Annotated in this window: 15 protein-coding genes and 1 pseudogene; 4 read left to right on the top strand and 12 right to left on the bottom strand. The window is 71.7% G+C overall.

The annotated features are described in order from the left end of the window. Positions 1–247: 247 nt before the first annotated feature. A complete protein-coding gene (locus SSP24_RS35755; protein WP_141314269.1) occupies positions 248–814 on the bottom strand; it encodes a DJ-1/PfpI family protein in 567 nt (188 codons plus the stop codon). A gap of 602 nt (positions 815–1,416) precedes the next feature. On the opposite strand from SSP24_RS35755, the gene SSP24_RS35750 reads away from it, so the two are divergent. Beyond that, positions 1,417–6,342: an NAD-glutamate dehydrogenase gene (locus tag SSP24_RS35750; RefSeq protein ID WP_141314267.1), complete on the top strand. Its 4,926-nt coding sequence runs from the start codon at positions 1,417–1,419 to the stop codon at positions 6,340–6,342. Positions 6,343–6,423: 81 nt separating this feature from the next. On the opposite strand, the gene SSP24_RS35745 is transcribed toward SSP24_RS35750, so the two are convergent. Together SSP24_RS35745 and SSP24_RS35740 are read right to left on the bottom strand one after the other, a co-directional pair. After that, entirely contained in the window at positions 6,424–7,260 is an 837-nt protein-coding gene (locus SSP24_RS35745; RefSeq protein WP_141314265.1) for an ABC transporter ATP-binding protein, read from the bottom strand. Then, on the bottom strand, positions 7,253–8,182 hold the full coding sequence (locus SSP24_RS35740; protein ID WP_141314263.1) for an ABC transporter permease: 930 nt from the start codon (positions 8,180–8,182) through the stop codon (positions 7,253–7,255). The genes SSP24_RS35745 and SSP24_RS35740 overlap by 8 nt, the downstream gene beginning before the upstream one ends. A 172-nt stretch (positions 8,183–8,354) precedes the next feature. Here SSP24_RS35740 and SSP24_RS35735 point away from each other — a divergent pair, with 172 nt between their 5' ends. After that, positions 8,355–8,993, top strand: a complete 639-nt coding sequence (locus SSP24_RS35735) for a TetR/AcrR family transcriptional regulator (RefSeq protein ID WP_141314261.1) — start codon at positions 8,355–8,357, stop codon at positions 8,991–8,993. 44 nt (positions 8,994–9,037) lie between these two features. Here the strand turns inward: SSP24_RS35735 and SSP24_RS35730 are convergent, their stop codons facing one another. The 3 genes from SSP24_RS35730 to SSP24_RS35720 form a co-directional block, all read right to left on the bottom strand. Then, on the bottom strand, positions 9,038–9,958 hold the full coding sequence (locus tag SSP24_RS35730) for an ADP-ribosylglycohydrolase family protein (protein WP_141314277.1): 921 nt from the start codon (positions 9,956–9,958) through the stop codon (positions 9,038–9,040). A 546-nt stretch (positions 9,959–10,504) separates the two neighbouring features. Continuing rightward, positions 10,505–11,485 (bottom strand): UDP-glucose 4-epimerase GalE, encoded by a 981-nt coding sequence (gene galE, locus SSP24_RS35725; protein WP_141314259.1) that lies wholly within the window; start codon positions 11,483–11,485, stop codon positions 10,505–10,507. Between the two features lie 88 nt (positions 11,486–11,573). Then, positions 11,574–12,839 carry a glycosyltransferase family 87 protein gene (locus SSP24_RS35720; RefSeq protein WP_141314257.1) on the bottom strand — a complete coding sequence of 422 codons (1,266 nt, stop codon included), beginning with the start codon at positions 12,837–12,839 and terminating at the stop codon, positions 11,574–11,576. A gap of 92 nt (positions 12,840–12,931) precedes the next feature. On the opposite strand from SSP24_RS35720, the gene SSP24_RS35715 reads away from it, so the two are divergent. Then, positions 12,932–14,698 carry a glycosyltransferase family 39 protein gene (locus tag SSP24_RS35715; RefSeq protein ID WP_308439636.1) on the top strand — a complete coding sequence of 589 codons (1,767 nt, stop codon included), beginning with the start codon at positions 12,932–12,934 and terminating at the stop codon, positions 14,696–14,698. On the opposite strand, the gene SSP24_RS35710 is transcribed toward SSP24_RS35715, so the two are convergent. Next, positions 14,616–15,119: a MarR family winged helix-turn-helix transcriptional regulator gene (locus SSP24_RS35710; protein WP_141314255.1), complete on the bottom strand. Its 504-nt coding sequence runs from the start codon at positions 15,117–15,119 to the stop codon at positions 14,616–14,618. The genes SSP24_RS35715 and SSP24_RS35710 overlap by 83 nt on opposite strands. Before the next feature lie 121 nt (positions 15,120–15,240). On the opposite strand from SSP24_RS35710, the gene SSP24_RS35705 reads away from it, so the two are divergent. Next, positions 15,241–15,654: an organic hydroperoxide resistance protein gene (locus SSP24_RS35705; protein ID WP_141314275.1), complete on the top strand. Its 414-nt coding sequence runs from the start codon at positions 15,241–15,243 to the stop codon at positions 15,652–15,654. 444 nt (positions 15,655–16,098) lie between these two features. On the opposite strand, the pseudogene SSP24_RS45370 reads toward SSP24_RS35705, so the two are convergent. From SSP24_RS45370 to SSP24_RS35680, 5 genes and pseudogenes are all read right to left on the bottom strand, one after another. Next, a pseudogene (locus tag SSP24_RS45370) lies at positions 16,099–16,617 on the bottom strand (glycosyltransferase family 2 protein); the annotation flags it as partial. A 234-nt stretch (positions 16,618–16,851) separates the two neighbouring features. After that, complete coding sequence (locus SSP24_RS35695; protein ID WP_141314253.1) at positions 16,852–17,742, bottom strand: carbohydrate ABC transporter permease; 891 nt, start codon at positions 17,740–17,742, stop codon at positions 16,852–16,854. Further along, entirely contained in the window at positions 17,739–19,019 is a 1,281-nt protein-coding gene (locus SSP24_RS35690) for a carbohydrate ABC transporter permease (protein ID WP_141314251.1), read from the bottom strand. Before SSP24_RS35690 ends, SSP24_RS35695 begins: the two co-directional genes overlap by 4 nt. Before the next feature lie 76 nt (positions 19,020–19,095). Next, complete coding sequence (locus tag SSP24_RS35685) at positions 19,096–20,478, bottom strand: ABC transporter substrate-binding protein (RefSeq protein ID WP_141314249.1); 1,383 nt, start codon at positions 20,476–20,478, stop codon at positions 19,096–19,098. A gap of 160 nt (positions 20,479–20,638) precedes the next feature. Then, on the bottom strand, positions 20,639–24,145 hold the full coding sequence (locus SSP24_RS35680) for an FHA domain-containing protein (protein WP_141314247.1): 3,507 nt from the start codon (positions 24,143–24,145) through the stop codon (positions 20,639–20,641). Positions 24,146–24,337: the final 192 nt, after the last annotated feature.

The raw sequence follows: 24,337 nt of genomic DNA, 5'->3' as shown, positions 1-24,337 counted from the left end.
TGAGTGGGGTTCGGTGCGGTGCCGTCGGAGCTGCCTGAGTGGGGTTCGGTGCGGTGCCGTCGGAGCTGCCTGAGTGGGGTTCGGTGCGGTGCCGTTGCGAGCCGCCTGAGTGGGGTCCGGTGCGGTGCCGTTGCGAGCCGCCTGAGCGGGTTCGGGTGGTCCGTCGCCTGCTTGCGGGGGTCCCAGCGTCCCGGGGGCGGCGCAGCGCGCCTGGCGTGACGCCCCCGGGACCTAGAGGGACGTTGCGTCAGGTCACCGGGGCCTTGGCGCGGAGCACGTTCAGGAATTCGCGCATCCACGCGGGGTGGTCCGGCCAGGCGCGGGACGAGACCAGGGTGCCGTCGACGACCGCCTCGGTGTCCTTGAAGGTGGCGCCGGCCGCCTGCATGTCGAGTTCCAGCGCGGGGTACGCGGTGACGCGGCGGCCGCGGAGGCTGTCGATCGCGGCGGTGAGGAGGGGGCCGTGGCAGATCTGGGCCACGGGTTTGTCGGAGTCGAAGAAGGACTTGAGGATCTTGCGGAGTTCGGGGTCGTTGCGGAGGTACTCCGGGGCGCGGCCGCCGGGGATGACCACGGCGGCGTACTGGCCGGGGTCGACCTCCGAGAAGGCGAGATCGGCCGGCCAGGTGTAGCCGGGCTTCTCGGTGTAGGTGTCGAAACCGGGCTCGAAGTCATGGACGACGAACTGCAGCATCTTGCGGGTGGGGGCGGCGATATGGACCTCGTAGCCCTCCTCGCGAAGGCGCTGGTAGGGGTAGAGGACTTCGAGGGACTCTGCGGCGTCGCCCGTGAGGACAAGGATCTTGGCGGTCATGGGGGTTGCTCCCCTTTGAGGTGGCTTTGTGAGTGCTTTGGGTTCCACTGCCAACGTGCCTCGGGGGTGCGGCCTTGCCTAGGGGACGCGCCGGTTTTCCGGATGCCGCTGTGTCGGATCCGAGTCGGATACGAGCCGGATGCGAGCCGGATACGACGCATCCCGCTTCCCCGCCCCTGTGCAGACTGTCAAAGTTCCACCCCCGGATTTGTACACATACGGCTCATGACGGGCCCCCCGTAAGGAGCGATAGCCTTGTGGCGTGATCAGCGCGATAGTTCGCGGGGGCCTCGGTGTCCCTGCCCTGCGCCCGGGGAGCATGGGAGACATCCGTGTCCGGGCGGCAGTCGCTGATCCTCGCGGGCGGGGCGGGGCTTTCGAGGGCTCCGCGGTGCCGCGCACACCCCGGGAGCGGACGCCGTCGAGAGCAGCGTCACACTCCCCGGGCGTGTGGGATATGGCCGATAACCCCCCGCTCATCTCACCTTGCGGCATAGCGTCGAAACGGACCGGACACCCCGCGTCACGGCGTCGCGTCGGAAGGCCGGAGACAGTACTTCCTTCTACGTCACGCAACGGCGCGCGACAGGAGCCAGAGGACAATGCAGACCAAGCTGGACGAAGCCAAGGCCGAGCTGCTCGATCGGGCCGCCCGGGTAGCTGAGAACAGCCCGGTCGGGGGGCACCTACCGACTGGGACGACGGAACACGGCACCCCGGACCGGGCCGCCGTGCTCGCGTTCCTCCAGCGCTACTACCTGCACACCGCCCCGGAGGACCTCACCGACCGCGACCCGGTCGACGTCTTCGGAGCCGCCTACTCCCACTACCGACTGGCCGAGAACCGCCCCCAGGGCACGGCGAACGTCCGGGTGCACACCCCGACGGTCGAGGAGAACGGCTGGACGTGCAGCCACTCCGTCGTCGAGGTCGTCACCGACGACATGCCCTTCCTGGTCGACTCCGTCACCAACGAGCTGACCCGGCAGGGCCGCGGCATCCACGTCGTCATCCACCCGCAGATGGTGGTGCGCCGTGATGTCACCGGCAGGCTCATTGAGGTGCTCACCACCCCGCCCACCGGTGTCCTCCCGCACGACGCCCACGTCGAGTCCTGGATCCACGTCGAGATCGACCGCGAGACCGACCGCTCGGACCTGAAGCAGATCACCGCCGATCTGCTGCGCGTCCTGTCCGACGCCCGCGAGGCCGTCGAGGACTGGGGCAAGATGCGGGACGCGGCGCTGCGCATCGCCGAGGGCCTGCCCGATGAGCCCATCGCCGGCGATCTGCCGCAGCAGGAGATCGAGGAGGCCCGCGAGCTGCTGCGCTGGCTGGCCGCCGATCACTTCACGTTCCTCGGCTTCCGCGAGTACGAGCTGCGCGACGACGACTCCCTCGCCGCCGTCCCCGGCACCGGCCTCGGCATACTGCGTGCGGACCCGCACCACGAGGCCGGCGAGAGCCACCCGGTCAGCCCGTCCTTCGAGCGGCTGCCCGCCGACGCCCGCGCCAAGGCCCGGGAGCACAAGCTGCTCGTGCTGACCAAGGCGAACAGCCGGGCGACCGTGCACCGGCCGTCGTACCTGGACTACATCGGCGTCAAGAAGTTCGACGAGCAGGGCAACGTCGTGGGCGAGCGGCGCTTCCTGGGCCTGTTCTCCTCCGCCGCCTACACCGAGTCCGTCCGCCGGGTTCCTGTCATCCGCCGCAAGGTCGACGAGGTGCTGGCCCGCGCCGGGTTCTCGCCCAACAGCCACGACGGGCGCGATCTGCTGCAGATCCTGGAGACGTACCCGCGCGACGAGCTGTTCCAGACCCCGGTCGACGAGCTGCAGGCCATCGTCACCTCCGTGCTGTATCTGCAGGAGCGGCGCCGGCTGCGGCTCTACCTGCGCCAGGACGAGTACGGCCGCTACTACTCGGCCCTCGTCTACCTCCCCCGCGACCGCTACACCACCGGCGTCCGGCTCAGGATCATCGACATCCTGAAGGAGGAACTGGGCGGCATCAGCGTCGACTTCACCGCCTGGAACACCGAGTCGATCCTCTCCCGGCTGCACTTCGTGGTGCGTGTCCCGCAGGGCACCGAGCTGCCGCAGTTGTCCGACTCCGACAAGGAGCGCATCGAGGCCCGCCTGGTCGAGGCCGCCCGCTCCTGGATGGACGGATTCGCCGAGGCGCTCAACGCCGAGGTCGGCGAGGAGCGCGCCGCCGAGATGCTGCGCAGCTACCACAACGCCTTCCCCGAGGGCTACAAGGCCGACCACACCCCGCGCGCGGCGGTCGCCGACCTGGGCCATCTCGAACGGCTCGACCAGGACAAAGACTTCGCGCTCAGCCTGTACGAGCCGGTGGGCGCCGGCCCCGACGAGCGCCGCTTCAAGATCTACCGCAAGGGCGACTCCGTCTCCCTGTCCCGCGTGCTGCCGGTGCTCAACCGGCTCGGCGTCGAGGTGATGGACGAGCGGCCGTACGAACTGCGCTGCGCCGACCGCAGCGTCGCCTGGATCTACGACTTCGGCCTGCGCATGCCCAAGGCGAACGGCACCGACTACCTCGGCGACGACGCCCGTGAGCGGTTCCAGGAGGCGTTCGCCGCCAGCTGGACCGGCAAGGCGGAGAACGACGGCTTCAACGCCCTCGTGCTGAGCGCCGGGCTGACCTGGCGGCAGGCGATGGTGCTGCGGGCGTACGCGAAGTACCTGCGCCAGGCGGGGTCGACTTTCAGCCAGGACTACATGGAGGACACCCTCCGCAACAACGTCCACACCACCCGGCTGCTCGTCTCCCTGTTCGAGGCGCGGATGTCGCCGGACCGGCAGCGCGCCGGGCGCGAGATCGTCGACGCCCTGCTGGAGGAGCTGGACGCCGCCCTCGACCAGGTCGCGAGCCTCGACGAGGACCGGATCCTGCGGTCCTTCCTCACCGTCATCAAGGCCACCCTGCGCACGAACTTCTTCCAGGAGGCGCGGGGCGGCAAGCCGCACGCGTACGTGTCGATGAAGTTCGACCCGCAGGCCATCCCGGACCTGCCGGCACCGCGCCCGGCGTACGAGATCTGGGTGTACTCGCCGCGCGTCGAGGGCGTCCACCTGCGCTTCGGCAAGGTCGCCCGCGGTGGCCTGCGCTGGTCCGACCGCCGCGAGGACTTCCGTACCGAGATCCTCGGCCTGGTCAAGGCGCAGATGGTGAAGAACACCGTCATCGTGCCGGTCGGCGCCAAGGGCGGCTTTGTCGCCAAGCAGCTGCCGGACCCGTCCGTGGACCGGGACGCATGGCTGGCGGAGGGCATCGCCAGCTACAAGACGTTCATCTCGGCGCTGCTGGACATCACCGACAACATGGTCGCGGGCGAGGTCGTCCCGCCGCCGGACGTCGTCCGGCACGACGAGGACGACACGTACCTGGTGGTCGCCGCCGACAAGGGCACGGCGACGTTCTCGGACATCGCCAACGAGGTGGCCGAGTCGTACAACTTCTGGCTCGGCGACGCCTTCGCCTCCGGCGGCAGCGCGGGCTACGACCACAAGGGCATGGGCATTACCGCGCGCGGCGCCTGGGAGTCGGTCAAGCGGCACTTCAGGGAGCTGGGCGTCGACACGCAGACCGAGGACTTCACGGTCGTCGGCATCGGTGACATGTCGGGTGACGTGTTCGGCAACGGCATGCTGCTCAGCGAGCACATCCGGCTGGTCGCCGCCTTCGACCACCGGCACATCTTCATCGACCCGGACCCGGACGCGGCGACCTCGTACGCGGAGCGCCGCCGCCTGTTCGAGCTGCCGCGCTCGTCGTGGGCCGACTACAACACCGACCTGCTGTCGGCGGGCGGCGGCGTCTTCCCCCGCAGCGCCAAGGCCATCCCGGTCAACGCGCACATCCGCGCCGCCCTCGGCATCGAGGACAAGGTCGCCAAGCTGACCCCGGCCGACCTGATGCGGGCGATCCTCAAGGCGCCGGTGGACCTGCTGTGGAACGGCGGCATCGGTACGTACGTCAAGTCGTCCGTCGAGTCCCACACCGACGTCGGCGACAAGGCCAACGACCCCATCCGCGTCGACGGCTCCGACCTGCGCGTCAAGGTCGTCGGCGAGGGCGGCAACCTGGGCCTGACCCAGCTCGGCCGGATCGAGTTCGCGCACCACGGCGGCAAGGTCAACACCGACGCCATCGACAACAGCGCGGGCGTGGACACCTCCGACCACGAGGTGAACATCAAGATCCTGCTCAACAGCCTGGTCGCGGACGGCGACATGACCGTCAAGCAGCGCAACAAGCTGCTCGCCGAGATGACCGACGAGGTCGGCAGCCTGGTGCTGCGCAACAACTACGCGCAGAACACGGCCATCGCCAACGCCCTCGCCCAGTCCAAGGACATGCTCCACGCCCAGCAGCGCTTCCTGCGCCATCTGGTGCGCGAGGGCCACCTCGACAGGGCGCTGGAGTTCCTGCCGACCGACCGCCAGATCCGCGAGCGGCTCGGCCAGGGCCAGGGCCTGACCAGCCCGGAGACGGCGGTCCTGCTGGCGTACACGAAGATCACGGTCGCCGAGGAGCTGCTGCACACCTCGCTGCCGGACGACGCGTACCTGCGCGAACTGCTGCACTGCTACTTCCCGGCCGCGCTGCGCGAGCAGTTCCCCGAGCACATCGACAGCCACCCGCTGCGGCGCGAGATCACCACGACCGTGCTGGTCAACGACACGGTCAACACGGGCGGTACGACGTATCTGCACCGGCTGCGCGAGGAGACCGGCGCCTCGCTGGAGGAGATCGTCCGGGCGCAGACCGCGGCCCGCGCGATCTTCCGCCAGGCGCCGGTGTGGGACGGGGTGGAGGCGCTCGACAACAAGGTCGAGGCCGTCGTCCAGACCCGTATCCGACTGCACTCGCGGCGGCTCGTCGAGCGCGGCACGCGCTGGCTGCTCAACAACAGGCCGCAGCCGCTCCAGCTCGCCGAGACGGTCGACTTCTTCGCCGAGCGGGTCGAACAGGTGTGGGCGCAGCTGCCCAAGCTGCTGCGCGGCGCGGACCTGGAGTGGTGGCAGAAGATCTACGACGAGCTGAGCGCCGCCGGTGTCCCGGACGAACTCGCCACCCCGGTGGCCGGTTTCTCCTCCGCCTTCCCGACGCTCGACATCGTCTCGGTGGCCGACCGCATGGGCAGGGAGCCGATGGATGTCGCCGAGGTCTACTACGACCTCGCCGACCGTCTGACCATCACCCAGCTGATGGACCGCATCAGCGCCCTGCCCCGCACCGACCGCTGGCAGTCGATGGCCCGCGCGGCGATCCGCGAGGACCTGTACGCCGCCCACGCGGCCGTCACGTCGGACGTCCTGGCCGTGGGCAACGGCTCGGCGACGCCGGAGCAGCGGTTCAAGGTGTGGGAGCAGAAGAACGCGGCGCTGCTGGGGCGGGCACGGACGACGCTGGAGGAGATTCAGAGCTCCGAATCGTTCGACCTGGCGAACCTGTCGGTGGCGATGCGGACGATGCGCACCCTGCTGCGGGCGCACTCGTAAGCCTCGGTACAGGCTCAGTACGACAGTGAGGGCGCCCCGGGCCGGAAACGGCTCGGGGCGCCCTCGTGCGTGCAGCGTGGGTCAGGACGGCTGAGCCACCTTCGGCGCCGGCTTGGGCTTGGGCTTCGGCTTGTTGTCCCCGGTGAAGGCCTCGTACGCCTTCATGACCTCCTCCGTGGGCCCGTCCATGCGCAGCTCACCGCGTTCCAGCCACAGCACCCGGTCGCAGGTGTCGCGGATGGACTTGTTGTTGTGGCTGACCAGGAAGACCGTGCCGGCCTGCTGGCGCAGCTCGCGGATACGGGCCTCGGAGCGCTTCTGGAAGGAGCGGTCGCCGGTGGCGAGGGCCTCGTCGATGAGCAGGACGTCGTGGTCCTTGGCGGCGGCGATGGAGAAGCGCAGCCGGGCGGCCATGCCGGAGGAGTACGTCCGCATGGGCAGCGTGATGAAGTCGCCCTTCTCGTTGATGCCGGAGAACTCGACGATCTCCTGGTAGCGCTCCTTGACCTGCTCGCGGCTCATGCCCATCGCCAGGCCGCCGAGGTGGACGTTGCGCTCACCGGTGAGGTCGCTCATCAGGGCGGCGTTGACGCCGAGGAGGGACGGCTGGCCACCCGTGTAGATCCGGCCGTTCTCCACGGGGAGCAGGCCAGCAACGGCTTTGAGCAGGGTCGACTTGCCGGAGCCGTTGGTGCCGATCAGGCCGATGGCCTCGCCCTTGTACGCGACGAAGGAGACGTCCCGGACGGCGTGCACGGTGCGCACGCCGGCCGCCTTCTCGGCGTGCCCCCGGCGCAGCATGCGGTTGAGGGCGGCGGTGGCGGAGCCGCGGCCGGCGCCGGTGCCGTTGACGCGGTAGACGATGTCGACGTGGTCGGCGATGACGGTGGGGATCGGGTCGTTCGGGTTCTCAGCCACGGCCGTACGTCTCCTCAGCCTTCCAGAAGTAGATGAAGCCGCCGACGCCGGCGAGCAGGGCCCAGCCCGTGGCGAGCATCCAGACGTGGTCGGGCAGCTGGCTCGCGTGGAAGCTGTCGATCAGCGCGAAGCGCATCAGGTCGATGTAGACGGCGGCGGGGTTGGCCTGGAGCACCGGACCGACCCAGCCGGGCAGGCTGTTGTGCTGGCTGAGCAGGTGGTCGATGCTCCACATCACGCCGGAGACGTACATCCAGGTGCGCAGCACGAACGGCATCAGCTGGGCGATGTCCGGCGTCTTGGCGCCCAGCCGGGCCATGATCATGGACACGCCCGCGTTGAACGTGAACTGCAGGATCAGGGCCGGGATCGCCAGCACCCAGGACGCGGCGACCGGAACGCCGAAGACCAGCAGGATGACGACCAGGGCCGCCATCGAGAACAGCAGCTGCTGGAGCTGCTGGAGGCAGAAGGAGATCGGCAGGGCCGCGCGGGGGAAGTGCAGGGCGCGGACGAGGCCGAGGTTGCCGGAGATGGCGCGGGTGCCGGCCAGGATCGAGCTCTGCGTGAAGGTCCAGATGAACACGCCCGTGACCAGGAACGGGACGTAGTCCGGCACGCCCTTCTTGGTCTGCAGCAGCACGCCGAAGATCAGGTAGTAGACGGCCGCGTTCAGCAGCGGGGTCATCACCTGCCAGACCTGGCCGAGCTTCGCCTGGCTGTACTGGGCGGTGAGCTTGGCCGTCGCGAACGCCGTGATGAAGTGGCGGCGCGCCCACAGCTGGCGGACGTACTGGGGCAGGGAGGGGCGGGCGCCGCTGACCGTGAGGCCGTGGCGGGCGGCGAGGGCCGCGAGGTCGTCGTCGGCCGGGGTGGTGGGGCGGGCCGTCGTCTGGGGCGGTGTGTCGAGGACCTGGCTCACATCCGCTGCTTTCGGTCGGGGGGTGGAGGTGCGGCGCGGCCCGGGCAAGCGTCGTCCGGCGTTTTCTCACGCGTTTCTTCACGTCTTCTTACGTCGGGACGGGACCGTATCGTCGCAACGTGAGCGTAGGCCTTGTGAACGTCGGAACGCAACCGTTTCGTCGTAACGCCCTATGCTGGTCCGCATGACGACGAACGCCGACGGGCACCAGCCGCGCCCGCGCCGCCGGGCCCCCGCGGGGGCGGCTGTGCTGCGGGCGGATGTGACGGAAGCCATCCGGGCCGCCGTCTTCGAGGAGCTCGCGGCCGTCGGCTATGCGCGGATGTCGATCGAGGGCATCGCCCGCCGGGCCGGGGTCGGCAAGACCGCGGTGTACCGGCGCTGGCGCTCCAAGCTGCACCTGGTGCTGGACGTCGTGTCGGCGATCGCCGTGCAGGGCCTGCCCGCGCCGGACACCGGCTCCCTGGAGTCCGACCTGCGGCTTCTCTACGAGGTGACGTCCCGCGCGCTGCGGCACCCCGTGGCCTCGCAGATCCTCCCCGACCTCCAGGCGGAGGCGGCCCGCAACCCCGAGATCGCCGACGCCGTCCAGAAGGCGTTGCGCGAGGGGCAGGAGGGCGTCGCCAGCAAGATCGTGGCGGCGGCGGAACAGCGCGGGGAGGTCGGTTCGGGCTACGACCACGACCTCGCCCTCGACCTCATCTCGGGGCCGCTGTACTGGCGCTCGGTGGTGATCCGCAGCCCGAAGCTGCCGAAGGGGTACCTGGCGTCGTTGGCACGGTCGACTGCGGCGGCGCTCAAGGCGCTGTAGGGGTTGTAGGGGCTGGGTGGCTTTAGGGGCTGTAGCCGGGGCGCCTAGCCGTTGAGCCGCCGGGCCAGTTCCGCCAGGTCCGGGGTTCGCAACACCCGCTCGTCGAAGCCGGGCAGTGGCACGTGCAGGGTGTCGGTCCAGCGGGCGGGGATCGCGTCCACGCCGTACACCGCCCCGGCGAGCCCGCCCGTCACGGCCGCGACGGTGTCCGTGTCGCCGCCGAGGTCGATCGCGGCGCGCACGGCGTCCTCGTACGACGACGTGGTCCGTACGGCCCACAGGGCGGAGCCGAGACAGGGCCACACCGCACCGTTGAACTCGGTCGCCAGGTCGGGATGCCAGCCCGGGTCGAGTACGACGGCGTACCGCTCCCGGTGCCCGGGGTGGACGAGCGCGAGCGTCTCCGGTACGGCCCTCAGCGGGTCGCCACCGTCCAGCGCGACCCGCACCAGCTCGTGGAAGACCGCCGTGCCCTCCCACGCCGCCCGGTCGCCGTGCGTGAGGGCGGCCAGACGGCGGGCGGCGTCCATGGTGGCGTCCCGGCCGTGGGCCGCGAAGTACACGGCGGAGGTGGTGGCCCGCATCAGCGAACCGTTGCCCGCGGCCCGCTGGTTCACCTGGAAGTGCAGCGCGGCGGCCGTGTCCCAGGGATCGCCGCTGCTCAGCACGGCCTCGGTCTGCAGGCCGATGTCCTTGGGCCCGGCGGCGGCCCACCGCTGGAACCGGCGGAAGACGTCCGGCAGATCCAGGCCGCCCCGCTCCAGCAGAGACTCCCCGACGAGTACGGCCATCTGCGTGTCGTCGGTCGCCTCGCCCGGGTCCCAGCCGCCGCCCCCGCACATCTCACCGCCCTGCCCGGGTCGGGGGAAGCGGACGGAGAACGCCCCTTCGGGCCCGAACTCGAAGGGCGCCCCCAGGGCGTCGCCGACGGCCGAGCCGACGACGGCACCAAGCGCACGGGTCAGGCGGTGGGGTTCGGCTGGGCGGTGGGCATCGGTGGGGCGCTGGGGGTCGGTCGGGCCCTGGGAGTCGGTGGGGCGCTGAGGGTCGGTTGGGCGGTGGGGCTCGGTCGGGCGGTGGGAGTCGGTCGGGCCCTGGGAGTCGGTGGGGTGGTGCGCACCGGTCGGCCGGTGGGAGTCGGCCAGTCCCTGGGGGCCGGTGGGGCGCTGGGGCTCGGCCAGGCCCTGGGAGTTGGCGAGGTCCTGAGAGTCGGTGGGGCGGTGGGCACCGGTCGGCCGCTGGGAGTCGGCCAGGCCGTGGGCATCGGTCGAGCAGTGAGCACCGGTCGGGCGGTGAGCGTCGGTCAGGCGCTGGGAACCGGTCAGGCGCTCGGAGTCGGTCGGGCGGTGAGCGTCAGTCCGGCGCTCGGAGTCGGTCCGGCGCTCGGACCCGGTCAGGCGCTCGGAGTCGGTCCGGCCGTGGGCATCGGTCACCCGCCGCACGCTAGTCCAGTGCCGCCCTCGGATGCCTCCGCACGCTAGTCCAGCGCCGCCCTCGGATGCCTCCGCACGCTAGTCCAGCACCGCCCCCGGATGCCTCCGCACCCACCCCTCCCACGCCGAAGCGATCATGTCCTGGACGTCGTACCGGGCCTTCCATCCCAGCTCCGGGGTGATGCGGTCGGCGGAGGCGACGACGCGGGCGGGGTCTCCGGGGCGGCGTGGGGTGACGATTGCGGGGCGGTGGTGGCCGGTGACCGTGTTGATGCGGTCGATCATGTCGCGGACCGAGACGCCCTCGCCGCGGCCGATGTTGAGGGTGAGGTCGCGGCCGGGGGCGGCCCGCAGGGCGCGGGCGACCGCCACATGGGCCTCGGCCAGGTCGACCACGTGGATGTAGTCGCGGATGCAGGTGCCATCGGGGGTCGGGTAGTCGTCGCCGAAGATGCGCGGGGGCGCGCCCTCGGTGAGTTTCTCGAAGACCATGGGGATGAGGTTGAAGACGCCCACGTCCGCCAGCTCCGGGCTCGCCGTGCCCGCCACGTTGAAGTAGCGCAGGGACGCCGTGGCCAGGCCGGTCGCCCGGCCCGTCGCCCGGACCAGCCACTCGCCGGCCAGCTTCGTCTCGCCGTACGGGCTCATCGGCACGCACGGCGTCTCCTCCGTGACCAGGTCCACGTCCGGCATGCCGTACACGGCCGCGGAGGAGGAGAAGACGAACGACGGGACCCGCGCCGTCGTGACCGCTTCGAGCAGGATCCGCAGGCCCTCGACGTTCTCCCGGTAGTAGTGCAGCGGGCGGTCCACGGACTCGCCGACCTGCTTCTTCGCCGCCAGGTGAACGACCCCGGTGACCTGGTGATCCGCCAGCACCCGGCCCAGCAGCCCGCCGTCCAGCGTCGAGCCGACCACCAGGGGGACGCCGTCCGGGACGCGCTCGGCGAGGCCGGTGGACAGGTCGTCGTACACGACCGCCCGCTCGCCCGCCTCGGTCATCGCCCGCACCACGTGCGCCCCGATGTATCCCGCGCCGCCGGTGATCAGCCAGGTCATGTGCGGTCGTCCCCTCGTCCGTTGCCCTGTGAGCCGTTCCCTGTGAGCCGTCCGCCTCAAAGCGAAGTCGCCTCACAGTGAATTCGCCTCACAGTGAAGCAGGTGACGGGGCCCCCGCCTCGCGATCGTCGCTCCTCGTACGACCGTCGGCACAGGTGGCATCGGTTCCGGGCACGGACACCGTCGTGCGCCACAGACGGGTGAACGACAGGACGGCCGCCGCCGCCAGCAGTCCGTTGCGTACGACCATCAGCGCGCAGCCGGTCCAGGTGCTGTGCACGACCTCCGCGTACAGCCCGGGATACGCGACCGCGCTGACCGCCGTCGCCGCCACCAGCAGCACCGCCACCGGGCGTTGCGTGGTGTGCCGGGAGGTGAGGCACACGGCCGCCAGGCCGAGCAGCCACACCATGTACTGCGGGCTGATCATCCGGCTGGTGACGGTGAACAGCAGCACCGCGGTGAGGGCCGCGTCGTACGGCACCGCCTCACCGAAGGCGTCCGCCCGCGCCCTGAGCCGCCACAGCAGGAGGAGGGCGAAGGCGACGGCCGTGAGCGCGAGCGACGCCGCCGCCACGGCAGAGACGTACGGGCCGGTGAACTCCATCGCCCCGTACTGGTACTTCACCTCGCCCGGCCAGCCCACATGCGTCGCGAGGCCGAGCAGAGTGCCGCCGAACGACTCGATCTGCACGCCCCGCTCACCCTGGTGGAGCAGGAAGGCGAGGGGATTGTTGAACAACACGCACAGGAGCAGCAGTACGGCCGTCCCGGACACCGCCGCCCACCCCCACGCCGACCTGCTGACCCGCCCCTTCGGCGTACCCAGCAGCACCAGGGCCGGCCACACCTTCACCAGCGCCCCCAGTGCCGCGAACACACCGCACGCGCGCGTGGAGCGGCCCAGCGTCAACAGGGAGATGACGGCAAGGGCCGTGACCTGCACGTCGTAGCGCGCGAGCGGGATGTGCAGCAGCAGGGGGAGCGCGAGGATCCAGAGGGCGGCACCGAGGAGCGTGCGGCCGGGGCGGGTCCCCGCGCGGGTCAGCGCCAGGGCGATCACGGCATCGGCGACGAGCGTGAGAGCGACGAACGCCCGGAAGTACGTCAGGCCCGGAAGCAGCGCGGGGGAGAGCAGCACGGGGCCCGCGCCCGGCGGGTACTGCCACAGCGGGTCGTCGGCCGGGAAGGCGCCCTGGGCGAGCGCCTCGTACCAGCGGTGATAGGTGACCCACACCTCGCGCGCCACGGCCCCATGGCCCAGCAGGGGCTGTGAGTTGTGGGCGAGCAGCCACAGCATCAGGGCCCGGGTGAGGAGCCAGGCGGTGGCGAGAGCGAGAGGGTGACGTCTCATCACCGGCGGATCGTAAGCCGCAGGAGGGTCGTATCAGCGCCGATACGCCGTCAATCACCTGCATTCGTCAGAAAATAGTACAAACTGGCCCTGTGGTGAACGGGGAACCGGAAACGAAAGGAACCGGCCGGGTCGGCGTCGCGGTCGTCGCGATGCCCGCGTTCGTCATGCTCGGCATCGGGCTGTGGGGCCTCGACCGGGGCGGGATGTGGCGCGACGAGGCCGTCACCTTCCAGGTCGCCCGGCGCTCGTTACCGGAGATCTGGCGGCTGCTGCACAGCGTGGACGCCGTGCACGGCCTGTACTACCTGCTCATGCACCCCGTCCTCGCCCTCCGCGCCGACGAGGTCGTCCTGCGCCTGCCGTCGGTGTGTGCGGCTGCCCTCACCGCGGGTCTGGTCGCGGCCCTCGGTGCCAGGCTGGCCCGGCCGCGCGTCGGCCTCTGGGCGGGGTTGCTGTACGCGGTGACACCCATGGCGGGCCACTTCGCCCAGGAGGGCCGCTCGTACGCACTCGTCGCCGCCTGCGCGGCCGGCGCGACGCTGCTGCTGGTGCGGGCGGTCGCGGGGGCCGCCTGGTGGCCGTACGGGCTCGTCGTCGCTGTCACCTGCCTGCTGCACGAACTGGCCGTGCTCGTGCTCCTCGCCCACGCGCTGACATTGGCCCACGCGCGCGTGCCGCGTGCCGTATGGGGGCGGTGGGCGCGCGCGGCAGTGGGCGCGGTGCTGGTGCTGGTGCCGCTGATCGTCGTCTCGTGGACGCAGGCCGAGCAGGTGGCATGGCTGCCGGTGCCCCGCATGGGCAGCGTGGAGCGGCTGCTGCGGTCGTTCACGGGGGCGGAGGGTGAGGTCTTCTGGGCGTACGTCATTCTGATCGCCGCCGCTCTGTGGCCGGGGCGGGGGCGTGCGACGCTCCCCAGGAGGCGCCCGTCCCTCGTCGGCGTCGCCCTGCCCCTGATGACCGTGCCGCCGCTCACGCTGATCGCGGTGTCGCAGATCAAGCCGATGTACGACGACCGGTACGTGCTGTACGCGCTCGCCGGGGCACCGCTGCTGGCCGCCGCCGGGGCCGACCGGCTGCTCCGGGGCGTCGGGCGCTCCCCCCTGGCCACCGTCACCGGCGTCCTCGCGGTGGGGCTGGCGTTCGCCCACCAGTTCCCCCTGCACCGCCAGGAACGCACGCCCTCCGTGCGCGCCGACAACCTCTCCACCGTCTCCGCCGACGCCGCGCGCGAGCTGAGCCCCGGCGACCCGGTGCTGTTCGTGCCGGCCATCGGGCGGCGGGCCGCGCTGGCCTACCCGGAGGCGTTCCGGGGCGTGTGGGACGTGGCGCTCGGGGTGCCCGCGCCGGAGTCCGGGACGCTGTACGGGGAGGAGGTCCACGCCGCCGAACTGCGCCGCAGGCTCGCCGGGCTGGACCAGCTGTGGGTGGTGGCCGAGCTGTACGCGCGGCGGGCGCGCTGGGTCCCCCGGGATCCGGCCGAGCGCGTGAAGCTCACCGTGGTGGCGGAGCAGTTCGTGCCGTACGAGCCGCGGCAGGAGTTCGTACGCGGGGGTGCGACGCTTCGGCTCTACGTCCGCAGGGCGGGGGCTGCGAGCCCCACGGCGCTCACGGCGAGCGTATGGGGCGTACGGGGCGGCGCCGGAAGCCCGGCGTCGACGGGGAGTGCGCCGGGTGCCGCCGTGGGCCCGGCGTCGACGGGACGCATGACGGAGGCCACGCGCAGCAGGCTCGACCCCGCCGGACGCCCCGTACCGGCCACCGGCACCCCCGGCCTCACCGCGGCTCCGCAGCCGCCGCCCCTGCTTCCGCCCCAGCCGCCGCCTCCGCCTGCGCCGCCGCGTCGAGCGCCGTCGTGAGCTCGTCGAGGCGGGCCCGCAGCTCGCGGATCTCGTCGACGTCGAACCCGGTCGCCGCCATGATCCGGCGCGGCACCTGAAGTGCCCGCTCGCGCAGCGCGACGCCCTCCTCGGTCAGCCGCACCTCCACCGAGCGCTCGTCGCGCACGCTGCGCTCCCGGCGTATCAGACCGGCCGCCTCCAGCCGCTTGAGCAGCGGCGACAGCGTGCCGGAGTCGAGGCGCAGCTGCTCGCCCAGCTTCTTCACCGGCAGGTCGCCGTGCTCCCACAGCACGAGCATCACCAGGTACTGCGGGTAGGTGAGCCCGAGGTCCTTGAGGAGCACGCGGTAGACCCCGCCGAAGGCGCGCGAGGCCGCGTTCAGGGAGAAGCAGATCTGCTGGTCGAGGCGGAGCCAGTCCGCTGTGGGCGTGGTCGTCATGCGCCCAGGGTAGCTCGTGCCCGCCATTTAGTTGTGCGCAATTGAATTGTGTGCTCTACTTTCTGTTGTCAGGCTGGCCGGACAGGCCGCCGGTACATGACTTGAGAGGGATGGTTTCTCCATGGACGCGCTCTACACCGCCGTCGCCACCGCCACCCACGGCCGCGATGGTCGTGCCGTCTCCTCCGACGGCAAGATCGACCTCAAGCTGGCCCCGCCGGTGGAGCTGGGCGGCAACGGCCAGGGCACCAACCCCGAGCAGCTCTTCGCCGCCGGGTACGCGGCCTGCTTCGGCAGCGCCCTCGGCCTGGTCGGCCGGCAGGCCAAGGTCGACGTCAGCGAGGCCGCCGTCACCGCCGAGGTCGGCATCGGCAAGCAGGGCGAGGGCTTCGCGCTCGCCGTCACCCTCCGCGTCGAGCTGCCCGACACCGTCGACCAGGCGACCGGCCGCAAGCTGGTCGAGCAGGCCCACCAGGTCTGCCCCTACTCCAACGCCACCCGCGGCAACATCCCGGTCGAGCTCGTCATCGAGTAACCGGCCGCGCAACGGCAGCGCGCGGAAGGTCGTGTAGGCACCGGCCCACAGGAGCCACTGCCGCACCCCCGGCGGCCGGTGCCCGGCGGGCCGGTAACGCCGATACAGCACACCCGCCTGCCGGAAGAAGGCGCGCCGCCGACGCGCGGGCAACCGGCGTGCATCGGCCGCCACTTCCACCACCACGGCGAACAGCTGGTCGAACAGCGCCCGCGACCGCGCCGCCGACACCCGCTCGGCATCGGCCTGGAACAGCACCAGCTCGACCTGGTCCAGCAGGTCGAGCTGGTGCTCACTAGGAACGTCGAGCAGACTCCCCGGCGCCCGCATCAGATGCCGTACGACCACCGACGGCAGCACCGCCACCCGCTCCGCCAGCACCGTCACCATCCCGCCCCACCCGAGGTCGGTGAAGTGGCCGTAGGGAAAGGCGAGTTGGTGCACCGCCAGAAACCCGCGCCGGTAGGCGGCGCTCCACACGGGCCGGTTCACCACTGTGAGCCAGGGGGCCGCGTCGGGGTGAAAGGTTCCTGGGGGCGCGGGCGGGCAGGCGATGGGGCGAGCGCCCAGTCGTTCCCTCAACGCCCGCGCCGACGCCCGCTCGTGCGCGTAGTGCAGCACATCCACCGGCCCCGTCTCCCGCAGCCGGGCGTCCAGCGCCGCCAGCGCCCCCGGTACGAGGACGTCGTCGCCGTCGAGAAACAGCAGATAGGCACCGGAGGCCGCGCGCAGCCCGGTCGTGCGGGCCGCGCTCAGACCGGCCGAGGGCGGTGAGTACGCCGGTCTCACCCGGCGGTCCCGCCCGGCGTACCCGGCGGTGATGTCCGCCGCGAGGGCATCCGGCTCGTCACACACCGTGATCAGCTCGAAGTCGCCGAAGGACTGGGCCAGAACCGACTCCAGGGCCCGGGCCAGCCGGCCCTCGACCCCGTGAGAGGGAACGATGATGCTGAAACGGGGCATTGCGCTCTTTCCGTCTTCGTCGTCCGTGCTCGGCGGGAGGCGCGCGGGGCATTCGGACTCCCGGTAGGTGAACGGCGGTCGGTGGCGTTCGGTGACGGTGAAATGACCAGAAGGTTGCGAAATAGTGGCTGCCGGGGGATTGAGGGGCATCCATGGGTCAGTGCGGGGGATTTCACCGGGAACGCGAAGGGGCGGGCCGTTGTCCGGCCCGCCCCGACGTCGTTGCTTCTGCCGCTACTTCACCGCGCCCGCCATCACACCGGACACGAACTGCCGCTGGAACGCGAAGAACACGGCGAGCGGAATCACCATCGAGATGAACGCGCCGGGCGCCAGCACGTCGATGTTGTTCCCGAACTGCCTCACCTGCGTCTGCAGCGCCACCGTGATCGGCTGGTTGCCGGAGTCGGAGAACACCAGCGCGACCAGCATGTCGTTCCACACCCACAGGAACTGGAAGATGCCCAGGCTCGCGATCGCAGGCCCGCCCAGCGGCATCACCACCCGTGCGAACAGCCGCAGTTCACCGGCGCCGTCCAGCCGGGCCGCCTCCAGCAGCTCGCGCGGGATCTCCGCGAAGAAGTTCCGCAGCAGGAACACCGCGAACGGCAGCCCGAAGCCCACGTGGAAGAGGATCACGCCGAGCAGCGAGCCGAACAGTCCGATGTTTCCGAACAGTTCGGCGATCGGGATCAGCGCCACCTGCACGGGCACCACCAGCAGGCCGACCACGCCAAGGAACCACCAGTCCCGGCCCGGGAACTCCATCCAGGCGAAGGCGTATCCGGCGAGCGAGCCGATGACCACGACCAGCACCGTCGCCGGGACCGTGATCAGGACCGTGTTCACCAGGGAGTCGGTGATGTCGCTGTTGTTGAGCAGCTTCTCGTAGCTCTCGAAGGTGAGTTGGGCGGGCTTGGTGAACACCGTCCACCAGCCGCTCTCGTTCATGTCCGCCGGAGTGCGCAGCGAGGAGAGCAGCAGCCCGATGGTCGGCACCAGCCAGAACAGGCCGACGACGATCAGGAAGACGCGGACCAGACCGCCGCTGACGCCCTCCGCGAGACGAGAGCCGAGGGACGCCCTGGCCTTGCCGGACTCCTTGGTCACGGCCTGCGTGCTCATCGCCGCACCTCCCGCCTGAGCCTGCGGATGTTGAACCACATCACCGGGATCACCAGAAGCAGCAGGAACACCGCGATGGCGCTGGCGATGCCCGGCTGGTCCTCGGAGAAGCCCTTGCGATACAGCTCCAGGGCGAGCACGTTCGCGTCGTCCTGGGAGGAGCCCGGGGCGATGATGAAGACCAGGTCGAAGATCTTCAGCACATTGATCATCAAGGTGACGGTGACCACCGCCAGGACCGGCGCGAGCAGCGGCACGGTGACCCGTCTGAACACCTGCCACTCATTGGCCCCGTCGACCCGCGCCGCCTCCAGCAGCTCACGGGGCACCCCCGCCAGCCCTGCCGCGATCAGCACCATCGCGAAGCCCGCCCACATCCAGATGTACGACCCGATGATGGCCGGCGTGACCAGCGACGGGCCGAGCCAGTCCAGGCCGTTGTACGGCTCCTTGAAGTTGTCGGCGGGCAGCCGCAGTTGAGCTCCGTCGGCGGCGGCCGGGAGGGAGAAGGTGCCGTCGTCGGCGGCCGTGGTCGAGGCGACGACCTTGCCGTCCTTGACCGCCTCGATCTTCATGCCGGGATAGCCCAGCTCCGACGGGTCCGGGGCGCCGAGGGTGCCGACGCCCTCGCCGCGCGTGAAGTCCTGCCAGGTGGTGCCTGTGACCTTGCCCGGGTCGGGCCGCGCCGCCACGGCCTTCGCGGCGTCGTCGGGCATCTGGTCGGGGGCGACCCCCACGAGAGGCAGGTTGACCGGCTCGCCCAGGCGGACCGGTTCCTTGGTGATGAAGCCGCCTTGATCCACCGTGAGCGGCGACTCCCGGCCCGGGTGCGCCTTCGGGAACGCCGACGCCTCGGCGAACGTGTCGTGCACACCCACCCACACCGCGTTCGCGACGCCCTTGTCCGGATCCTGGTCGTACACCAGACGGAAGATGATGCCCGCCGCGAGCATCGAGATCGCCATCGGCATGAAGACGACCAGCTTGAACGCCGTGCCCCAGCGCACCCGTTCGGTCAGCACCGCGAAGATCAGCCCGAGCGCGGTCGCGACCGTCGGCGCGAACACCACCCAGATGATGTTGTTCTTCAGCGCCGTACGGATGCCGTCGTCGGTGAACAGGGCCTGGTAGTTGTCGAATCCGGCGAAGCCGTCGCCGGACTGGTCGTAGAAGCTGCGGACGACCGAGTACCCGATCGGGTAGACCACGAGCGCGCCCAGCAGCACCAGGGCGGGCAGCAGGAACAGCGCTGCCACGGTCCTGCGGGTGCCGGTCACGCTCTTGCGACTCCGGGGAGGGGTCCCGGCCTTCCTCGGCGGGACCCCTGCCGTGGATGCCGACGCCATGGCCGGCTCAGTTTCCGTACGCCGCGGCCGCGTCGGCCTCCAGCTGTTCCTGGGTGCCCTTGATGTCCTTCGGGTTCTTCAGGAAGTCCTGCAACGCTTTCCACTCGCCCTTGCCGGGCGTGCCGCCGAAGGCCTGCGGGGCCTGGTCGGACATGTCGAAGCGGAAGTCGTCCCCGGCCGCGACCAGCGACTTGGCCATCTCCTGCTGCACCGCGTTCGGGTACGCCGACGGGTCCACGTTCTTGTTCGGCGACAGATAGCCGCCGAGCTTCGCCTGGATGGTCGCCGCGTCCGGCGAGGCGAGGAAGGTGGCCAGGGCCTGCGCGGCCTTGGAGTCCTGAAGGATGACCGCCGCGTCACCGCCGGAGACGACCGGCTCGGTGTCGCCGACCTTCGGGAACGCGAACACCTTGGCGTCCGTGCCCACCTCCGCGTCCGTCTCCGCGATGTTGACCTGCACGAAGTCGCCCTCGAAGACCATGCCGGCCTTCGGCTGGTCGCCGCCGGTGAAGGTCTGCGTCACAGAGGCCGGGAACTCGGTCTGCAGCGCGCCGCTCGCGCCGCCCGCGATGTAGTCCTGCTTGCCCCAGATCTGCGCCAGCGTCGTCAGGGCCTCGGTGACGGACGGGTCTGTCCACTTGATCTCGTGCTTGGCCAGCTGGTCGTACTTCTCCGGGCCCGCCTGCGAGAGGTAGACGTTCTCGAACCAGTCGGTCAGCGTCCAGCCGTCGGCGCCGCCGACGGAGAACGGGGTGACACCGGAGTCGTAGATCGTCTGCGCGGTGGAGAGCAGGTCCTCCCACGTCTTGGGTTCCTCGGCACCCGCGTTCTCGAAGACCTGCGTGTTGTACCAGATCAGGGACTTGTTGGCGGCCTTGTAGTAGACGCCGTACTGCTTGCCGTCGACCTTGCCGAGGTCCTGCCAGCCCTGGGAATAGTTCTTGCCGAGCTGCTCCTGGGCCTCCGGCCCGATCGGCTTGGCCCAGCCCTTGTCCACGGCCTGCTGGATGGCGCCGACCTGGGGAAGCATCGCGATGTCCGGTGGCGCGCCGCCCGCGATCTTCGAGCCGAGGAAGTTGATGATCGGGTCCTGCGCAGGCACAAAGGTCACCTTGGCGCCGGTCCGCTTCTCGAACTCCTCCAGCACCTTCTTGAAGTTGGCCTGCTCCGGGCCGGTCCAGACGGCGGCGACCTCCAGGGTCTCGCCGTCCAGCTTGGGGAGGGTGACGGTGGTGGCGGCCTCGTCCGTACCGCCGCTGCCTTCGTTTCCACTGCTGTCGTCGCCTCCGCAGGCGCTGAGCGAGAACGCGAGCGCTCCCGCCAGTGCGGCCGCGGCGGCGCGGGCGGTCCTGCGTGTCCGGGTGCGGCTGGTGCTGATGCTGCTGTGCATTACGGCCCCGTTCTTCGTTCCTCGTCGAACGTTCGAGCGCTGTCCCGTGGGACTGGTCTACGCCGGGTCTGTGGGGTCGGCAAGAGCGCGAACCGTGTCAAGACGGTGATCGTGACCGCGTCGTGACTGTTCAGGGGGGCACCGACAGGTCCTAGGGTCCTTACAACAGCGACGGCACCTCCGGAGCGGAGACTTCCCGGGCCGCCCGCTCCAACGCGCTTGCCAGGAGGGCGAGATCCGTGGGTCCGTTGCCCAGCTCGCGGACCGGGCGGCGGGCGGGCGGGTCGCCCATGCGGTGCCACTCCAGCGGGACGACGGTCGGTCGCAGGGTGGCCGTGCGCGGGATACGACCCGTCACCCGGCCGCCCTGGAACGGCGTGACCCTGCCGTCGGGGTGAGCCAGACGCCCCCGGCCCGGCGCCGGTTCGTCGGGGCCGGGCGCGGGTGCGTCGAGGGTGACGCGCAGGGTGGCCCGTCGGGCGGGTTCGGTCTCGGCGGTACGACCGCCTGGACCGGCGGCGGCCACCAGGTGCACGCCGAGCCGCTCGCCGTCGCGGGCCACCGCCTCCAGCGCACGCATCACGGACCCGGCCGCGGGTCGGCCCGGGGAGCCCAGCGGGGGCGAGACCAGGGCGTCCAGGTCGTCGACGACCACGACGAGGCGGGGCAGCGGCGGCACGTCGTCCGTCGGGCGGCGGCCGGCGGACGGGCGCAGTCGCAGGGTGGTGCTGGGCGGGGTGTCCAGGTCCCCGGCACCGGTCCCGGCACCGGCGGTGGGCACCGAGCGCTGGCTGACCATACGGCCCGACACCGCGCGCCCGGTGTGCCACTCGGCGAAGTCCGAGCGGCCGAGCAGCTCGGCGCGGCGCTTCAGCTCGGCGGTCAGGGACTGGGCGAACTCCCGCATGCGGACCGGGTCGTTGGCGAGGAGGTGCGTGGTGACGTGCGGGATGTCCATGCACAGGTGCAGACCGTCGCCGTGCCCGCTGCCCGCGCCCACGCTGTCCCGGCCGTCCATCAGCACCAGGCTCAGCCGGTCCGGCCGCTCGGCGGCGGCGAGCGAGGCGACGACGGCCCGCAGCAGTTCCGTCCGTCCGCTGCCGGGTGGCCCCTCGATCAGCAGATGCGGTCCCTCGGTGACGAGGTCCACGGCGACCGCGCCACGCGGGCCGGCCCCGAGGACGGCGTGCGCACGGCCGCCGAGTGCGTCGGTGTCGTCGGCGGCGTCGGCCCAGCGGGCCATGAGCGAGGCGGGGGTGGCGCGGGCGAGGCCCAACTCGTCGAGCAGACGGGCGGCTTGGGGGAGGGGGGCACTGACGCGCGCGTGCCGGGTGCCGGTGGCGGTCGCGTCGGTGCGCAGGGGGGCCAGCGCGCGAGCGAAGCGCTCGGCCCAGGCGGGGGAGACGGCGTCCACGGCGCCTACTGTGCCGTGGCCCACGGGGGCGGGGGATCCCGTGCCGGTTCCGGTGCCGGTTCCGGCTCGGGCGACTCGGACCAGTCGGAGGGCTGTCGCCACGTCGCCGCTGAGCAGGGCGACGGCTCCGCATGCGCGAAACGCCGGGGCCGCGGCGCAGGCTGCCTCGTAGGTCTCGGTGACCGGGGAGGCGGGCGAGGCGGGCGCGGTCTCGGCGAGGCAGATGACGTGGATCCCGGCCTGCGGGCCTTCCAGCGCCAGCCGCGCGACGGCCTCACGGAGACCGGCGCCGCCGGGGTCGCCGTCGACGAGGAGAACGGCATAGGGGCCGGTGTAAGGGGTGGGGTGTGCGGTGTCGCTGGGCGAGTCGTCGTCCGGGCGGGCCCAGGAGGGGCGGCGGGGTGGGGTGGTCGAGGTGCGGGTCGGTGCCTCGGTGTTCTCGGGGTGGCGTTGGCCCGACGTCACCGGTGCCGATGTGACGGCCTTCACGGTGGTGCCGCCCGCGCCGCCCCGCACCTCGACCGCCTTCCCAGCGGAGCTGTTCCGCTCCGCGAGGTGGTCGTCCAGGCGGCGGAGGAGTTCGTCGGTGCGGGCCGCGGCCTGTTCGCGGTCGTGGGCGAGAAGGAGGCGGCAGTCCTGGCCGTGGGCCGGGCGCAGATGCGGGAGCCAGCCGAGCCAGGCCCACTCGGCGGTGCGCTCCTCCAGGGAGCGCGCGCGGTCCGTGCTGATCAGGATGATTTCCAGGGCGTCGGGCGAGTGCAGCGCGGCAAGCTGGGCCACGACAGCGCGCGCCAGCCCGCCCAGGCGCGGGCGCGGACCGGCCAGGCCCAGGGCACCGGCCTCCCGCAGATCGGCGGTGACCGGCACCGCGGGCAGCAGCCCCGAACCGTCCGGTGCGGCCCGGTCGGCCGTACCGAGCCGTACGGTGAGCGCCTCGGGGTGGCCCGGCCCGCGCTCCCACAGCCGGGGCCCGGGGCCCAGCGCGGTCAGCAGCAGCGCGGCCGGATCCGGCCAGGTCTCCGGCGCGTCGGCGCTGACGGGCGGTAGCCCCGCTCCACCGGCCGACTCCTCGTCGTACCGCCCATGCCCGACCGCTTGCTGTTCGCCGCCGCGCCCACCGGCCAGCCGCCGTGCCCACCCCGTGAGCCCGCCCCGCTTGCGCACGCCCTGCGGTACATCGATGCCGCGCAGGGGCGTGCCTTTGCGGCGGCTCGGGGTGGCCGCGGGGGCGTCGGCCGCACCCACGCCGAGTCGTCCACCGTGCGTTGCGTCACTGGGCGGCGTCGCGTGGGGATCCTCTCGGCTCTCGATCCCCGGCGGCCTGCCCTGCTCGGGCACGAGGGGCGGCTCGACGGGTGAGTGCTCCCTGGCCGCGGTGCCCGTATGCGCCGCTTGCGTGTGCTCGTCGTGATCCGTACGCGCCGGGTCGGCAGCGGCGGCGCCCGTCAGCCCCGTTCCTTCACGAGAGACATCGGCAGCCGCGTCTTCAGGCACCCCCCAGCCCTCGGAGTCCCCGTACGCATGCCCCGTCTTACCGGCCGGTCGTCCCCCCGCCCGTACACCCGAAGCCCCGGCCGCAGGCGGCTCCCCGTCCCTCGCCCCGACCCGCACGCACCCCTCCCCATCAGGCGCGGTCCCCACCCGCCGCCCCGGCCCCCCGGCCGGCGCCAGCCGCAGTGTGGACTCCCCGATCCGCAGCAGCGCCCCCGGCATGAAGCGCGTCGGGCGGGTCCCCACGCGCGTGCCGTCGAGTGTCGTGCCGTTCGTGGAGTCGAGGTCGGCGACCGAGACACGGCCGTCCGCGTTCAGGGTCACCGCGCAGTGGACGCGGGAGACGTCCGGGTCGTCCAGCGGCACATCCGCCTCGGCGGAGCGGCCGACGCGGATCTCGCCGCCGTGCAGCAGGTGGACGCCGCCGGCGTCGGGCCCGGCGATCACGTCGAGGCGGGCCGGGGCGTCGTCCAGCTCGGGATGCGGCTCGGGGGCGGCCGGGCCGCCCACGGACAGCACGGCGCCGTCGAGCAGCGGCGGCTCGCCCAGGGTGCAGCGCTGCGGGTCGAGCCGCTCCGCACCGGCGTACAGCACGGCGGGCCCGGACGGGGCGTCGCCGGAGATCGCCGCGGCCAGCGCCGAGGCCACCGCGGACAGGGCCGTGCCGGCGGGCGCCGTGACCAGCACGTCGCGGCTCGCGGCCCGGCCCGGCGCCTCGTGAGGCGGGCCCAGCGGGTCTACGACGGTCAGCCGGATCTGCATCGCCGTCAGCGGTCCCTTCTGCGCGGGCGCCCGCGGGGCAGGGGGCCGAGTCCGCCCCGCGGTCCCCCACCGCGGACTTCCCCCACCACCACACGAGCACGTCGGCCAGTACTGCACGCATCCTCGCACCTGCCACTGACAACGCGCCCGCCGCTCCAGAACAAGTGATCTTGATTGGTCGGCTCTGCCCGC

This window comes from Streptomyces spinoverrucosus (assembly GCF_006539505.1).
Taxonomy (GTDB): domain Bacteria; phylum Actinomycetota; class Actinomycetes; order Streptomycetales; family Streptomycetaceae; genus Streptomyces; species Streptomyces spinoverrucosus.
This window is presented reverse-complemented; position numbering and strand designations above follow the sequence as displayed.

Bases quoted from the DNA above. Each gene is read 5' to 3' on its own strand.
- SSP24_RS35685 (WP_141314249.1), bottom strand. From the start codon at position 20,478: ATGCACAGCAGCATCAGCACCAGCCGCACCCGGACACGCAGGACCGCC.
- SSP24_RS35705 (WP_141314275.1), top strand. From the start codon at position 15,241: ATGGACGCGCTCTACACCGCCGTCGCCACCGCCACCCACGGCCGCGAT.
- SSP24_RS35695 (WP_141314253.1), bottom strand. From the start codon at position 17,742: ATGAGCACGCAGGCCGTGACCAAGGAGTCCGGCAAGGCCAGGGCGTCC.
- SSP24_RS35735 (WP_141314261.1), top strand. From the start codon at position 8,355: ATGCTGGTCCGCATGACGACGAACGCCGACGGGCACCAGCCGCGCCCG.
- galE (WP_141314259.1), bottom strand. From the start codon at position 11,485: ATGACCTGGCTGATCACCGGCGGCGCGGGATACATCGGGGCGCACGTG.
- SSP24_RS35755 (WP_141314269.1), bottom strand. From the start codon at position 814: ATGACCGCCAAGATCCTTGTCCTCACGGGCGACGCCGCAGAGTCCCTC.
- SSP24_RS35720 (WP_141314257.1), bottom strand. From the start codon at position 12,839: ATGAGACGTCACCCTCTCGCTCTCGCCACCGCCTGGCTCCTCACCCGG.
- SSP24_RS35710 (WP_141314255.1), bottom strand. From the start codon at position 15,119: ATGACGACCACGCCCACAGCGGACTGGCTCCGCCTCGACCAGCAGATC.
- SSP24_RS35680 (WP_141314247.1), bottom strand. From the start codon at position 24,145: ATGCAGATCCGGCTGACCGTCGTAGACCCGCTGGGCCCGCCTCACGAG.
- SSP24_RS35750 (WP_141314267.1), top strand. From the start codon at position 1,417: ATGCAGACCAAGCTGGACGAAGCCAAGGCCGAGCTGCTCGATCGGGCC.